This is a genomic window from Mucilaginibacter sp. (assembly GCF_965201005.1).
Lineage (GTDB): Bacteria > Bacteroidota > Bacteroidia > Sphingobacteriales > Sphingobacteriaceae > Mucilaginibacter_A.
The window spans coordinates 2,197,733-2,212,216 of sequence record NZ_OZ241747.1; the positions used below are offsets into that span (position 1 = coordinate 2,197,733).

Consider the following 14,484-nt stretch of genomic DNA (forward strand, 5'->3'; position numbering starts at 1 on the left):
CCAAATCAACCCAAACTATTAACTTTACCCCATGCCTTATAAAGAAAGAGACATCAACAAAATGTATTATACCATGGGCGAAGTTTCGGCCATGTTTGAGGTGAACCAATCGATGATCCGGTTTTATGAGAAGGAGTTCGACATCCTTCAGCCTAAAAAAAACAAAAAAGGAAACCGGCTTTTTACACCCGAAGACGTGGAAAACCTCAAAATTATTTTCAACCTGATCAACGAACGCGGCTTTACCTTGCAGGGCGCGCGCGATTACCTGAAACAAAACGGCAGTGAAGCCAAAGAAAGCAGGCAGGTGATCACTGCTTTGGAAAACCTGAAAAGTTTTTTGATTGAGGTACGGGAACAATTATGATAAAGGCCGCTTTCAAATCTGTTCTGGTGATTTATAATGCGCGTTCCGGTCCGCAACAGGACAAGCAATTCTATCAGGTTTTAGAACAGAAAAGCAGTCAGTATCAGTTTGATTTTCAGGTTTTTGAATTGGACAGGCCAGATTGTGAAGGCTTGATCCGGACAAAAATCGAAACCTGCCGCCCGGATTTGTTGATGGCGGCCGGCGGCGATGGCACCCTGAATATTGTGGCTAAAATAGCACCGGATTTTGAGTTGCCGGTGATGATTTTGCCCTACGGATCGGCCAATGGCATGGCGCGCGAACTGGCTATTCCGGGTGATGTTGCCATGGCCTACGATGTGCTTGGCAGTTACAAAATCAAAGCCATCGATCTGCTGAAAATCAATGATCATATCTGTGTACATTTATCGGATGTTGGCCTGAACGCGCGCATTGTGAAGCGTTTTGAGCAGGACGGTCAGCGCGGCCTGATCACTTATGCCAAGCATTTGTTCAATGAGGTTTTTTTGATCCGCAGCAAACGTTTTGAGATCATTTATGACGGGAAACCGATCCGCCGGAAAGCCGTTTCCATCACTTTTGCCAATGCTTCAAAATACGGGACCGGTGCCGTGATCAACCCGGCCGGAAAAATCGACGACGGAAAGTTTGAGTTGTGTATTGTACGGCCTTTTCCGCGTTTGAAAATATTTTCGCTGGCCTGGAAAATGTTCCGCGGCACGTTGCAAACCAGTGAATATTTTGAAGTGATTTCCTGCACCGAAGCACAGATCAAACAAAAAAAAGGCGTTGTTTTACAGGTTGACGGCGAAGTGCTCGGCAAAGTAAAACAAATCGACATCAGTATCCGGCCAAATATCCTGAAACTTCTTTTACCGGCGGTTTCTTAAAGGTTGTTTTAGTTTAAAAGGTTTTACGTGCTTCTTTTATCACCTAAAATCTGGTGGTTTTTTACGGTTTTTCATCTGCCGGTGAAAAACCAAATTTACCTGCATAAAAGAAGCATGGTCATCTTATCAACAAAAATTTAAACCGGTTTTTAGTCTAATTCGGTTTGATAAACTAATTTTCCGTTCGCGTTTTCTTCATCAACAATCCAGCTTTCGGCAATTGTTTTTTGGGTTGAAGAGAACTTCAGTTTAAAAAAACCTTTGGCCGCCAAAGCAAATTTGCCATACTTGCCACTGCGCACATAGGTGGATTTGGAAGCCGCCCCGCTTACAATATAATTAACTTTATTTTTATAAATATGCTGCAGGTTATGCTCGTGCCCGGCCGCATAAACCAGGTTTGGATGATTGCCAAAAAGCACTTTTAACCGGTTTTTGAGTTCCCGGAAGCGCTGGTTGGAAAGATCTTCCGGTGCGCCAACATATTTGCGGTACAAAGGCAGCAGCGAGCCAAACAACGGCATCGGCACGAAAGCCTTTTTTTTATAAATCGTGAGTGGAAATAAATGATGTTTCAGCTTAAACTTCCCGCCGTGCAGCGAATAACTGTAAATTGGATAATGCCCGATCACGAGCACTTTTTTGTTTTTGTTCCGTTCGAGGATTTCTTCCAGCAGCACAAAAAAATCTTCTTCTGAATTGGCGGCACAACCATCTTTTGTGCCGATTGGCCGGAAACCTCGCTGGATCCACCATTGCGTATTGATGGCCACAATCGTAAAATTATCGTTTATGGAAACTTCTTTGGGCCCGGGGCAACCGTTGGACGGCAGGTAAATATTAGTACCGCCGAACAATTTTTCCAGGTATTTTTCCTGCCGGACCACATAATCAAAACCGTCATCCTTGCCCTTGTTCCAATCATGGTTTCCGGAGATGAAAATCACTTTTCCGGTATAATCCTGCACCGCTTCATGATGTTTTTTCAGCACCAGTTCGGCATCTTCCCGCAGGCGGTCTCCTTTTTCCGGCAAACCGTGCGGATAAACGTTATCACCCAAAAAAATAACTGCCGATGGATTTGGCGTTTGCAAATGTGCAGTCAGCAAACTCAAAACCGGATCAGGTTTGTAGCGCGCAATGTTCCCGGAATCACCAATCAATATAACTTCAAAAACGGAACTGTCCATTTGATACTGTTTTTACAAGGTAAATTTTAACTTAATTATTAACTATTAATTAATTTTAATATTATTGGGTTAAATTTAACTCAATTCAATGTGTAATATTTAATATATGCAGATCAAAATTCTGCTGTTGATGCTGTTTTTACTGCTCTCAAAAAATACATTTTCGCAAACCGCCCAGGAACGGGAAATCGAAATTATCGTTGAAGCCGCTGCCGAAAACCTGCCTGACGATTATGATTATTCTGACCTGATCAGTCAGTTACAAAACTACCGTCAGCATCCGCTCAACCTCAATAACGCTACAACAGCGCAACTGCAAGACTTGTTGTTTTTATCGTACCTGCAAATTACCGCTTTGCAAACGCATATCCGCAACAACGGAAAACTGATTGATTTGCTTGAACTGCAAAGCATTGATCTTTTTGATCTGCAAACGATCAGAAAATTACTGCCGTTTGTAACGATCAGCAACACGCTGGATTTCAATAAACTCAACCTGAAAAACTTATTCAGGTACGGCAAAAATGATTTTATTTTTTGGTTTGGCGAAGTTTTGCAGGATCAGAAAGGCTTCCTGATCCCGAAAGATTCCAAGCTTTCACACTATTCCGGCAATCCGCAGAAACTATTGGGCCGCTATCGTTTTGATTTTCAAAACCGGATACAACTGGCTTTTAACATGGAAAAAGATGCAGGAGAACCATTTTTTGCCGGTAAAAACAGCATGGGTTTTGATTTTTATACGGCAAGCCTGGCTTTCAAAAACTTTGGCATAGTCAATAAATTAGTTGTTGGCGATTATTCGCTGCAATTTGGACAGGGTTTGGGTTTATACACCGGTTTCAGTTTTGGCAAAAATGCCGATGCCACACTGCTACCGAAAGTCAGCCGCGGTTTAACGCCTTATTCTTCCACCAACGAAATCAGTTATTTCAGAGGTGTTGCGGCAACTTTACAGTGGAAATCCGTTTTTTTTACGCCTTTTATTTCCGATCAGCCAGTGGATGCCACCGTTCAAACTAAAGCAAATCCGGAGTATATTTCTTCATTGGGCACCACTGGCTATCATCGCACCGCAACAGAGCTGACCAATAAAAATTCGGCCGGGCAATTAACTTACGGTTTCGATTTAAACTATGCCAAACGCAGTTTTAAAACAGGTATTACGGCTTATGGCACGCAATTTCAGTTTCCGGTTTTACGCAAAAAAAACGCTTACAATCAATACATTTTTGCGGGAAAAGAACTGGATAATTTCTCGTTTTATTATGATTACAGCTTCCGCAATTTTTATTTCTTCGGCGAAACGGCCAAAAGCCTGGGCGGCGGTTTGGCCACGGTAAATGGTTTGCTTAGTTCGCTTTCTTCCAATATTTCGGTGGTTTTAATGTACCGGAACTACAGTCGCGATTATCATTCTTTATTCAATGAGGCCATTGCAGAAAACACCGAAGCCGTCAACGAAAAAGGGATTTACAGCGGCATCAACTTCAAAATTTCCAAACAGTTTACGTTTTCTGCTTATGCTGATTTTTTTAAGTTTCCGTGGTTAAAATATCAGGTTTATCAGCCAAACAGCAGCGGCCGCGAGTTTTTGGGGCGATTGACTTTCCAGCCCAGTCAGCGTTTTGTGGCTTACCTCAATTATCGCCAGAAGCAAAAACAGCAGAACAACGACAACGCCAAGATCACCGCTTTGGATCAGGTTGATTATCAGGATTTTCGTTTTGATGTTTCCTACCCTTTCAGCCCTAAACTTTCGTTCAGAAACCGGGCAGAAATTGTAAAATATCAAAAAGGCGCGTCTGCTGCCGAATATGGTTTGATGGTTTACCACGATGTGATTTTCAAACCAAAAACCGGTAAGTTTTCTGCAAATGGCAGGTTGGCCTGGTTCCGTACCGCCAGTTATGATTCGCGGATTTACTCCTTTGAGAACGATGTGTTGTACAGTTATACCATTTTGCCGTTGCAGCATACTGGTTTCCGCACGTATTTTAATGCGCAATACAATTTCCGGAAAGGTTTGGATGCCTGGTTTCGTTACAGCGCATACCTGTATCGGGGCGAAAAAACGGTTGGCTCAGGTTTGGATTTGATTGAAGGCAACAAAAAAGCAGAAGTTAAACTGCAAATGCGCTATCGTTTTTAAGGATGAAAAACAGCTATTTTTTACCCGAAAACCCGTTTTTAGTTTTGCTGATGCCTCTTTTGGCAGGTATTTTTTTAGGTGTGGTCTTTCCTTTTGATGGTTTGCTGATTGCGCTCAAAATTATTATTTACGCAAACGTTCTGGTTTTTTTCCTGCTGAACCTAACTTACCAAAAATGGAAAATCTACCGTAAACCCTGGCTGGGCAGCGTGATCATTCATGTGTTTTTGTTTTGTTGCGGAATTTTATTTGCGGAACAAAACAAGGAAATCAACCAAAACAATCATTTTTCAAAGCAAAAAGCAGATGCACTGCTGCTCATCATCAAGCAGGAACCAAGGCAAAACGGTGATTTATTGCGCTTTAACGCCAGGGTTGCGCATACTGTTTTTAGGGGTAAAATTTCAGCGGCTTCCGGTAGTTTGCTGGTCACATTAAAACTTAATCCAAATCAAAAAACACAATTAAGTTATGGCGATGAACTGCTCGTTTCAAACCAATACAAACCGGTGGATGCGCCCTTTAATCCGGCAGAATTTAACTACAAAATGTGGCTGCAACACCAGAATATTTATTTTCAAACTTATCTCAACCCAAACCAGTACCAATTTATCGCAGCTGATAAAGGCAATCCGGTTATTGCCAATTCCTTGAAGATCAGGAAATTGATGGTTGACAAATTTCAGCATTACCTCCATAATCAAAATGCCATTGCTGTTGCCTCTACGTTGATTTTAGGTTACCGGGCAGATCTGAGTCAAGATGTTTTACAGGCATATTCCAAAACCGGCACCATGCACGTTTTGTCGGTTTCCGGAATGCATGTGGCCTTGGTTTACCTAATTATTGAGTTGTTGCTGCGATTTTTGACCCATAAAAGAAGCACGGTTTTGCTCAAAGCTTTCATCTCGATTGCACTGATCTGGTTTTATGCGCTTTTGTCCGGTTTCTCGCCCGCCGTTTGCCGTGCCGCCGTCATGATTTCGTTTGTGATTTGCGGAAAAACCTACAATCGGCACATCAGTATGCTCAATATTTTGCTGGTTTCGGCTTTTATGCTGCTGCTTTATAACCCTAATTTTATTACAGATGTCGGGTTTCAGTTATCCTATCTGGCCGTTTTTGGCTTGATCTTGTTGCAGCCGGTTATTAAAAATAGCCTCAATATAAAGCAAAAATACCTGCGGAAACTATGGTCGCTTTTGTCGGTTTCGCTAACGGCGCAAATCATTACGTTTCCGCTGAGCGTGTTTTATTTCCATCAGTTTCCGGTTTATTTTTTGCTGAGCAACCTTTTTATCGTGCTTCCTTCGATGCTGATTATGTATATCGGTATTACTTTTCTGGCGTTTTCACATGTCCCGATCATTGCCAAACCGCTTGCTTTTCTGCTCGAAAAAACCATCATCGGCATGAACAGCGGTTTGTTTTGGATAGAAAACATACGGTTTGGCAGTTGGGATAAATTATGGATCAGTACGGCAGAATATCTGTTGCTTTATGCCATCATCGCTTGTGTTTTTTGCTGGACCGTTTACCGGAAAAACCTGCTGCTTAAACTGAATGCTGTTTTTATCATACTTTTTTTGGCGGGTTTTTCTTACAAACGTTTTCGTTCGGCCAATCAGCAGGAAATCGTTATTTTAAATTTGCGGAAAAATTTCGGCCTGATCTGTAAAAACGGAAACGAGGCTTTTGTGATAACGGATTTGCAAACTTCCGACAAAAGTTTTCGATATTCTGTTCAGCCGTTTCTGGATAGTTGCCGTGCCGAAAATATCCATCTGCTTAAACCTGGCCAGGATTTCAGTAATGCTGTTTTTAGCAGGCAAAAATCATTACTTCAGTTTAAAAACAAACTTATTTTTATAGTCGATCGGCAGTTTGAACAGCAGCATTTTCTACAAAAAATAAAAGCTGATGTGGTTTTGATCACCGGAAACCCGAAAATCAGCCTGAACCAGATCACCCGAAACCTGATTTTTGATTTGCTGGTGGTGGATGCAACCAATCCGGACTATCGCGTTAAAAAACTAACTGAAGAAGCTTTTTTGGATGGCCGAAAAATATTTATTTTAAAACGTAACAATTGCCTGCGCATCAACTCTAACTAAAAATAATTAATGTTTTGATTTTCGGATTAAGCTTGCATCTTTACATATCTAAATAAACTTTAAAAATAAAACCATGAACAATTTTAAAAAAGCTGCTTTAAGTTTGGCTTTTATTGCGGCAGGATTTGCTGCCCAGGCGCAAAAAAGTTTTACTGAAGGCGTTGCAAACTATACAGTTAACGTAAGCGGACAAGTACAAGAAGCAAAAGTGTATTTCAAAGGTGATTCTTCTTCTTATCAGTTTCAAGCTGGCCCGGCCGATATAAAACTGATTTCTGATGACAAAGCCGGATTTATGGTTGTTTTGGTTGATGTTCCGGTTGCGTCAATTAAAAAAGCAGCTGTTTATACTCCTGCCGATATTGAACAAATGAAGGATAAAGAACCATCTTTTACGGCAATTACTCCAACTGCAGAAAAACAAACGATTTCTGGTTATCAATGTACAAAATACACAGCAAAAGATAGCAAAACCGGTACAACGGTAGATATATGGGCAACAACCGATATAACCGCCCCAAGTAATAACCTGAATAAATATTTTGCCGGCGTTAAGGGTTTCCCGATTAAATTTTCAACTTTGGTTAGAGGGCAAAAAGCAGATGTTTTGTTAAAATCTATCGTAGCAGAAAAAGTAAAAGAAGGAACTTTTGCTATCCCAAAAGATTTTGACAGAATAAGCGTAGAAGATTTGATGGCAATGGGCGGCGGTAGATAATATTATTTTTTAGCCATAAAAAAAGCCTGGTTGCAATTAGCAGTCAGGCTTTTTTTGTGGTTGATTTTTTTATGGTTACAAAATCAAGATCAAAACTAAAATGATGATGATAATCGCACCAACAGAAAGATAAATACCGCCGCCCAACGCACGTGCCTGGGTTTTCATGGTTTTCAATTCTGCTTTCAGTTCTTGTTTCTGTCCTTTACTTAACTGCGATTTGTCCATCGCTTTAATTTCTTCTACACGCTCTTTAATGGCTTGCAGTTTTACTTCTTTTTGCGCGTCGGTCATCGTAATTTCTTTTGCGGCCGGCTCCGGGATTATGGATGCCGCTTTTAAATTACTTGCAGAAAAAGTAAGCATTAAAGCAGTTGAAAGTAGATAGATTTTCTTTTTCATAAATAAACGTTTTGTATAAAAGTGAATGGAATAAATTAAAAATAGCAAATATTTGTTTTTACTACAGATCAAAAATTAAAGTTACAATCAAATTCTGTAAAATAGGGAACAAAGTTTCTTATTTGGCAAGTTATCAAACTTTAAATATATCTTCCTGTTTTCAACCAAAAGCAAAAATAAATTATGGAAAATCAGGAAATAAAAACCACAACCGGCAAAAGCTACTTTGAAGTTGCGCCCGGTATTTGGGGGATGAAAATTGTATTTGTCAACATTTATATGATTGCTTCCGGCGATGCAGACAGTAAAAAATGGGTTTTGGTAGATGCAGGTTTGCCACATTCCGCACACAAAATCAAAGCTATGGCCGAAGATATTTTTGGGGAAGGAACAAAACCGGAGAACATTATTTTAACACACGGACATTTTGACCACACCGGCAGTTTACAGGATTTGCTGAAAATCTGGGACGTGCCGGTTTATGCACATCATCTGGAGTTGCCCTATCTCACCGGAAAATCTGCTTATCCGCCTGCCGATCCTTTTGTTGGTGGCGGTTTGATGAGTTTGACCTCCTGGATGTTCCCGAATAAACCGCTTGATTTGGGCAATAAAATACATGAATTTCCGGCTGAAGGGACACCTGGCTTACCGGGCTGGCGCATCATCCCAACTCCCGGGCACGCGCCCGGACATGTTTCCTTGTTTCGGGAAAGTGATCATGTGCTGATTGCCGGTGATGCTTTTGTAACAACTGTTCAGGAATCTGCCTTGTCCGTAATCCTGCAGCAAAAAGTAATCAGCGGACCACCAAAATATTTCACCTGTGACTGGAAAGCAGCAGGGACTTCAGTAAGAAAACTAATTGGTTTACACCCGCAGATTGTGGCAACCGGGCACGGCAAACCAATGGCAGGCAAAGAATTTAAAAAAGCATTGCAAAATTTGGGCAGAAACTTTGCCTCAGAAGCCGTTCCAACTCATGGCCGGTACGTAAAAGAAGCTGCGCAAACCGATATGGAGGGTGTGAAATATGTGCCTCCTGCAAAAAATAACCCGGCTTTGATGGCAACTTTAATTGGTACGGCAGCTGTGGTTGCTTTCGCGGTCGTGATCAATTACCGCAAAAAATAAATTGAAATTTAGGTCGATAAAAGAAGCATCTGCAATAATGAATACTTCTTTTATCGACCTATTTTTGGTTTAAGCAGATAAAGAAATGATAAAATCAGCTTCAAAAACGTGGCCGTGCCCTAAGGATTTTATGCCTTCCTTATCTTTAAATTCCATAGTTGTTCCTGCAAAATCCGAATGACCCAGCCAGGGTTCGATGCAAACAAATGCTGCGCCCGGTTTTGCCCAAATGCCTAAATCTTTAAAGTCCTGAAAACTTACCGATAAGCTTTGCTGGTGGTTTTTGCTGCGGACAACAACATTTTTTGAAGTGATGTTTTTGAAAATCAACGCGTCCCGGTCAAACAGGTTTTTAGTCAGCCAAAGTTTTTGGCCATCCATCGGCACCATTTCTGTTTCGCCGCTTAACAAACCGTTGTTTAATAAATGTGTTAGCAATGGTTCAGAAGTTTCAAATTCGAGGTAATAATCTTCATAATTTTCACCCGGAAAAAACGGAACATTAAAAGCCGGATGCGCGCCCACTGAAAAATAAACTGTTTCCTCATCCTGGTTGATTACCTTGTAAGTAACGCGCAAATCCCGATCTTTCAGATCATACAAAACCTGGAATTCAAATTTATAGGGATAAACGGCTAAAGTTGATTCGCTGAAAGGCAATGAAAATTTAGCGTGCGTTTCGCTTGAATCCAGCAAAGAAAACATGGATTCCCTGCCAAAACCATGACGGTTTAAGTGATATTTTTGTCCTTTGACCTGCAATTCGTTATTGTTCAACGCACCCACAATCGGGAACAGATTTGGCGCGTGCCAAGGCCAGATTGCCGGATCGCCCTGCCATAAATGCTCGGTTTGCGTTTGTTTGTTGAAGATGGAAACCATTTCTGCACCTTGCGGCCGGATGGTAACTTTTAAAAATTCGTTTTCTATGCTGGTCATAATGGATAAAGTTTTGTGTTTCCTAAACCTGAAAATTAGTTGCTTTGTTTCCGGTTGAGGATTTTAGGTAGATAAAAGAAGCATCAGTTCGGGTCCACATCAACCCGAAGCAAACTCCCTTTACTTAGTTTTTCCATTTGAAATTGCAGGATTGTTTCCTTCAATATATTTTTCACCCGGACTATTGAAGTGCCTTCTTTTTCAATTTTGATGGTGATGGTTTTGATATAATAATTGCGGATACGGTTGATGAGCGGATATTCCGGGCCTAAAACCCGGTCGCCAAACTGTTTTTTAAGCGCGTTTCCCAAAAACTCGGCCTGATGAAACAAGGCTTCTGCATCCTTGTGCTTCACATCCAACCGGATCATACGGTAAAAGGGCGGATATTTAAACTGCAGGCGTTCATTCATTTCCATTTGGTACATTTCGGCATAATCATTCCGGATCACCTGGCTGATAACTCGGTGATGCGGATCGTAAGTTTGGATGACAACTTTGCCTTTTTTACCGCGCCGGCCTGCCCTGCCGCTCACCTGGGCCAGCATTTGGAAGCTTCGTTCATTTGCCCGGAAATCCGGAAATTTCAACAAAGAATCTGCATTAACAATTCCAATCACGGTCACGTCCGAAAAATCCAGCCCTTTGGCCACCATTTGTGTACCTACCAGAATATCGGTTTTTTTATCCTCCAGATCACTCAATATACTTTGAAAAGCCATTTTAGAGCGCGTAGTGTCCAAATCCATGCGGGCAATACGGGCATCGGGCAAAAGTATAGACAGCTCATCTTCAATCTTTTCTGTACCATAACCTTTCTGCTCCAAATGAGCGGAACCACAGGCCGGACAAACATTATACACATCTTCGCGGTAGCCGCAATAATGGCAGTGCAGCTTGCCCGTACTTTTGTGCATGGTGAGGCTGACATCACAGTTGATACATTTCGGACTAAAACCACAAACTTTACAAATCAGCAGCGGTACATAACCACGGCGGTTCTGAAATAAGATCGCCTGCTCTTTTTTCTCCAGCGCAGCTTGAATATTTTCCATCAGTGTTTTGGAAAAATGAGATTGCATGGTTTTATTTTTCGTTTCCTCGGGAATGCTGATCACCTCGATTTCCGGCAAAACGGCTTCCCCAAAACGCAAACTTAATTTTACCAAACCATATTTTTGCTGTTGCGCGTTGTAGTATGATTCTAAAGATGGCGTAGCAGAACCAAGCAAAACTTTGGCCTTGTATAAAGTGCTCAAATAAATGGCAGCATCGCGTGCGTGGTATCGCGGTGCCGGATCAAACTGTTTATAAGAGCTTTCATGTTCCTCATCAACCACAACTAAACCCAGGTTTTTAAAAGGCAAAAACACGGAAGAGCGCGCACCCAGCACTACTTTATAGTCCCCGCTTAAAACTTTGTTCCAAACTTCTACGCGCTCGTTATCATTAAAGCGAGAATGATAAACACCAATCTGGTTGCCAAAATATTGGCGCAAACGCTCGATGATATGTGTTGTCAGCGCAATTTCAGGCAGTAAAAACAGCACCTGCTTGCCGCTGGCTATTATTTCTTCGATCAACCGGACATAAATTTGGGTTTTGCCGGATGAAGTTACGCCGTGCAGCAAAACCACGTCTTTTTGCTCAAACAGTTGCTTGATTTGCTCAAATGCTTTTGCCTGATGTTCGTTCAATTCAAATGTACTTTCAGCCGCTTCTCCCTCATCATTAAAACGACTGATCACTCTTTCTTCCAGCAGAAAAACCTCTTTTTCCACCAAAGCTTTCAACGCAGAAGCACTAACCTGTCCGGCAGCTTCCAGTTCTGCTTTGGTAACCTGCTCTTTTTGTTTGATCAATTTCAGCAAAGTCAGTACGGCATCCAGTTGTTTTGGCGCACGTTTTTCCAGCAGTACAAACAACTCTTTTAACTGTTCCGGCTGCCGGTAAACAGGGTTTAAGCTGTAAAAAGAACGTTTTCGCGGTTTGTATTTTTCCTGGATTTCCTCGGCAATGTAAATGATGTTTTTGTTGAAAAGAGCCTTTAAAACCGGCATTACCGTTTTCTGATCCAGCAATTTACTGACTTCACTTACAGTCAGTTCGCCTTGTATTTCCAGTGCATCAATAATCAAAAATTCTTTATCGTTCAGTTCACTTTTATCAAAAGTAAAATCAGTGTTCAGGGTGATTTTTGTTTCACTGGCCAATTTTAAAGCCGCAGGCAAAGCAGCGTTCATCACATCGCCGGGGTTGCACAAGTAATAACCCGCAATCCAATCCCAAAAAGCCAGTTGCTGCGGAATAATCAGCGGTTCATCATCCAGCACATCCATTAGGTATTTGGCTTCGTATTTTTCGGGGGCTTTTTCGCTGATCGCTAAAATTACGCCAGTATAAATTTTACTCCGGCCAAACTGCACCACCACCCTTTTGCCGATCGCCACATCTTTTGCACGGTCAAACGGCACCCGGTACGTATAATTTCTGGCAATAGGGATTGGCAAAACAACTTCAGCAAAAAGTGTTTTTCGTTCTACATAAACAGAATCCGACAGATCCAGCATCATGGTTTTTTCAATACCCCCAACCCGAGCGTAACCCATCCTGCAATAAAAAACAAACCGCCCAAAGGTGTAATCGGACCCAAAAACCGAAGCCATGGCCAGCCCAAAACCTGCCGTGCAGAAAGCAGATAAAGCGAGCCCGAGAACAGCACTATACCAAAACTAAAAAGATAATAACTCCAGGCTAACAAGTTGTTGTTCAGCGGGTTTAAGGTTGATAAAAACAGCAAAGCCAGCACATGGTAAAACTGGTACTGCACGGCTGTATGCCACACTTCCAATTGGGCCGGTTCGAGTTTATTTTTTAAAGCGTGCGCACCAAATGCGCCGGTAATTACGGCCAATGCGCCGTAAATCGCAGCAGTTAAAATAATTTGTCTGTTCATAATCATTGTAAATCTAATATAAAAAACCTCCTGGTTATAACCCGAAATCAGCCCTAATATTCCGGTTTTGTTACAAATAAATGAGATGTTGAAATCCTCGTTCAAAACGTTTTGACCCGATGCTTCTTTTATCGTATAAAAATCAAGAACTGTAATTCGTCAGTTCATTCTTTCAATCCTGATTTTGTGCTGTAACTATTTCTTTCTTTTGCAGAATGAAGTTTTTGTTTTCCCTGGTACTGCTTCTTGTTTTTACAATGGCCAACGCGCAGCAATTTGCCCAGTACAACACCGGAACGCTGTTTGACAGTTTTGAAAACCCGGCCCAGCGCGCATTTACGCCCGATTCGAGCAGGCAATTCGCGTTCAACTTCTTTGTCCCAACCATTTCTGCCAGTTCGGAATTCAAAGGCAACGGCAGGCAATCGCTGTTATCGCTCCTGAACAACGGGACTTACAACAGCAGTACGTTAACTAACCGATTCGGAGCGCTGAATTCCATCCAAATCAACAGCAATAATTATTGGTTTATGCTGAAAGTTTATACCCGTTTGGATGGTGATCAGGAACTGGGCATTTCGGCGCAAACCCAGGCAAGCGGAAGCGGAAATTTTACCGATGAAACGCTGCTGCTGCTGGATTCTTATAAAAATTTTGACAACGGTTTGCCCAATACCAATCTGTTCAACGGCAATTTGCAGGCACAGGCTTATCATCAGTTCAGCTTAACTTACCGGCAGAAAATTTCTCCGTCTGTTGCTTTTGGGGCGAAACTGAGTGCGCTGCTCGGCGTTTATTACACGCAGTTCAACATCAATAATTCCGGTTTTTATGTGGATAAAAACAGCACCGCGGCCAGCATCATGTTGCAGGGAAATTATACCACTACCAACAATCATGAGTATGCCAAACGGGATTTACTGGGATTGAAGAACCCCGGTGCGGCCGTCAGTTTCGGGCTACAGGCACAGCTGGACAACGGAATTTTAGTTCAGGGCAACGTTAAAGATTTAGGCGTGATCCGCTGGCATAAAACTTCGGTTATTGATTTTAACGGAACGGAAACCATCGACCGCATTTCCAAGACCCGCAATAATTCCGACCGGATTTTAACAGAAGTAGATTCGCTGGTAGCGCAAAACGGCAGTTTAAAAGCGGTTTACAAACCTACCAACAGCCGTGCAGATATATCGATAAGTAAAAAATTTGCGCCCGGGCTGCCGGATGTTTACATTATGCCAAATTTAGTCATTTCAAAAAACCTGTTTTACAAGGGTTACAATGCTGCTTTTATCAATCATTTTAATTATAAAAGCTTGTGGTTTACCGCTTTGGCCGCTTATAGTAATCTGGATATCTGGAACGCAGGTGCACAACTGATGATCAAATCGCCAAATGCCGAGTTTTTTATTGGTACAGAACAACTATTCAGATCAGCCCGGTTTTTTGATCAGAATTATACCGCCGAACGTTCGGGCATCAGTGCATTTATTGGGTTTTCGGCAAAATTTGGTCGGTTTATCGAACATCCGGCCAACGCAAGTTATATACCGATGGGCAACGAAAGAGGGTTTTTCAACCGGATGTGGCTGAAGATTTTTAAGCGCGGAAATTATTGA

12 protein-coding genes are annotated in these 14,484 nt (G+C 41.9%); 7 read left to right on the forward strand and 5 right to left on the reverse strand.

Annotated features, from left to right (window positions below; all coding sequences use genetic code 11):
* Positions 1-31 precede the first annotated feature (31 nt).
* Together ACOFKR_RS10165 and ACOFKR_RS10170 are read left to right on the forward strand one after the other, a co-directional pair.
* Positions 32-367 carry a MerR family transcriptional regulator gene (locus tag ACOFKR_RS10165; protein WP_419800689.1) on the forward strand — a complete coding sequence of 112 codons (336 nt, stop codon included), beginning with the start codon at positions 32-34 and terminating at the stop codon, positions 365-367.
* The gene (locus tag ACOFKR_RS10170) at positions 364-1,260 is read left to right on the forward strand and encodes a diacylglycerol/lipid kinase family protein (RefSeq protein WP_419800690.1); all 897 of its coding nucleotides are present in this window, start codon (positions 364-366) and stop codon (positions 1,258-1,260) included. The genes ACOFKR_RS10165 and ACOFKR_RS10170 overlap by 4 nt, the downstream gene beginning before the upstream one ends.
* A gap of 149 nt (positions 1,261-1,409) precedes the next feature.
* Here the strand turns inward: ACOFKR_RS10170 and ACOFKR_RS10175 are convergent, their stop codons facing one another.
* On the reverse strand, positions 1,410-2,450 hold the full coding sequence (locus tag ACOFKR_RS10175) for a metallophosphoesterase (RefSeq protein WP_419800691.1): 1,041 nt from the start codon (positions 2,448-2,450) through the stop codon (positions 1,410-1,412).
* 106 nt (positions 2,451-2,556) lie between these two features.
* Here ACOFKR_RS10175 and ACOFKR_RS10180 point away from each other — a divergent pair, with 106 nt between their 5' ends.
* The 3 genes from ACOFKR_RS10180 to ACOFKR_RS10190 all read left to right on the forward strand — a co-directional run bounded on the left by ACOFKR_RS10180 (position 2,557) and on the right by ACOFKR_RS10190 (position 7,434).
* Positions 2,557-4,602 carry a hypothetical protein gene (locus tag ACOFKR_RS10180; RefSeq protein ID WP_419800692.1) on the forward strand — a complete coding sequence of 682 codons (2,046 nt, stop codon included), beginning with the start codon at positions 2,557-2,559 and terminating at the stop codon, positions 4,600-4,602.
* A gap of 2 nt (positions 4,603-4,604) precedes the next feature.
* Positions 4,605-6,716: a ComEC/Rec2 family competence protein gene (locus ACOFKR_RS10185; protein WP_419800693.1), complete on the forward strand. Its 2,112-nt coding sequence runs from the start codon at positions 4,605-4,607 to the stop codon at positions 6,714-6,716.
* Positions 6,717-6,789: 73 nt separating this feature from the next.
* Positions 6,790-7,434 carry a DUF4412 domain-containing protein gene (locus tag ACOFKR_RS10190; RefSeq protein ID WP_419800694.1) on the forward strand — a complete coding sequence of 215 codons (645 nt, stop codon included), beginning with the start codon at positions 6,790-6,792 and terminating at the stop codon, positions 7,432-7,434.
* Positions 7,435-7,509: 75 nt separating this feature from the next.
* Here the strand turns inward: ACOFKR_RS10190 and ACOFKR_RS10195 are convergent, their stop codons facing one another.
* Entirely contained in the window at positions 7,510-7,836 is a 327-nt protein-coding gene (locus tag ACOFKR_RS10195; protein WP_419800695.1) for a hypothetical protein, read from the reverse strand.
* A 183-nt stretch (positions 7,837-8,019) separates the two neighbouring features.
* Between ACOFKR_RS10195 and ACOFKR_RS10200 the strand changes: the two genes are divergently transcribed.
* Positions 8,020-8,970, forward strand: coding sequence for an MBL fold metallo-hydrolase (locus ACOFKR_RS10200; RefSeq protein WP_419800696.1), 951 nt, complete (start codon positions 8,020-8,022; stop codon positions 8,968-8,970).
* Between the two features lie 69 nt (positions 8,971-9,039).
* Here the strand turns inward: ACOFKR_RS10200 and ACOFKR_RS10205 are convergent, their stop codons facing one another.
* The 3 genes from ACOFKR_RS10205 to ACOFKR_RS10215 form a co-directional block, all read right to left on the reverse strand.
* Entirely contained in the window at positions 9,040-9,909 is an 870-nt protein-coding gene (locus ACOFKR_RS10205) for an aldose 1-epimerase family protein (protein WP_419800697.1), read from the reverse strand.
* Between the two features lie 83 nt (positions 9,910-9,992).
* The gene (gene priA / locus ACOFKR_RS10210) at positions 9,993-12,518 is read right to left on the reverse strand and encodes a replication restart helicase PriA (protein WP_419800698.1); all 2,526 of its coding nucleotides are present in this window, start codon (positions 12,516-12,518) and stop codon (positions 9,993-9,995) included.
* Positions 12,479-12,865, reverse strand: a complete 387-nt coding sequence (locus ACOFKR_RS10215) for a DUF423 domain-containing protein (RefSeq protein ID WP_419800699.1) — start codon at positions 12,863-12,865, stop codon at positions 12,479-12,481. Before ACOFKR_RS10215 ends, priA begins: the two co-directional genes overlap by 40 nt.
* Before the next feature lie 215 nt (positions 12,866-13,080).
* Here ACOFKR_RS10215 and ACOFKR_RS10220 point away from each other — a divergent pair, with 215 nt between their 5' ends.
* Entirely contained in the window at positions 13,081-14,484 is a 1,404-nt protein-coding gene (locus tag ACOFKR_RS10220) for a DUF5723 family protein (protein WP_419800700.1), read from the forward strand.

Coding starts and splice junctions, on each gene's coding strand:
- ACOFKR_RS10165 (WP_419800689.1), top strand. CDS start 32: ATGCCTTATAAAGAAAGAGACATCAACAAAATGTATTATACCATGGGC.
- ACOFKR_RS10170 (WP_419800690.1), top strand. CDS start 364: ATGATAAAGGCCGCTTTCAAATCTGTTCTGGTGATTTATAATGCGCGT.
- ACOFKR_RS10175 (WP_419800691.1), bottom strand. CDS start 2,450: ATGGACAGTTCCGTTTTTGAAGTTATATTGATTGGTGATTCCGGGAAC.
- ACOFKR_RS10180 (WP_419800692.1), top strand. CDS start 2,557: ATGCAGATCAAAATTCTGCTGTTGATGCTGTTTTTACTGCTCTCAAAA.
- ACOFKR_RS10185 (WP_419800693.1), top strand. CDS start 4,605: ATGAAAAACAGCTATTTTTTACCCGAAAACCCGTTTTTAGTTTTGCTG.
- ACOFKR_RS10190 (WP_419800694.1), top strand. CDS start 6,790: ATGAACAATTTTAAAAAAGCTGCTTTAAGTTTGGCTTTTATTGCGGCA.
- ACOFKR_RS10195 (WP_419800695.1), bottom strand. CDS start 7,836: ATGAAAAAGAAAATCTATCTACTTTCAACTGCTTTAATGCTTACTTTT.
- ACOFKR_RS10200 (WP_419800696.1), top strand. CDS start 8,020: ATGGAAAATCAGGAAATAAAAACCACAACCGGCAAAAGCTACTTTGAA.
- ACOFKR_RS10205 (WP_419800697.1), bottom strand. CDS start 9,909: ATGACCAGCATAGAAAACGAATTTTTAAAAGTTACCATCCGGCCGCAA.
- priA (WP_419800698.1), bottom strand. CDS start 12,518: ATGGGTTACGCTCGGGTTGGGGGTATTGAAAAAACCATGATGCTGGAT.
- ACOFKR_RS10215 (WP_419800699.1), bottom strand. CDS start 12,865: ATGAACAGACAAATTATTTTAACTGCTGCGATTTACGGCGCATTGGCC.
- ACOFKR_RS10220 (WP_419800700.1), top strand. CDS start 13,081: ATGAAGTTTTTGTTTTCCCTGGTACTGCTTCTTGTTTTTACAATGGCC.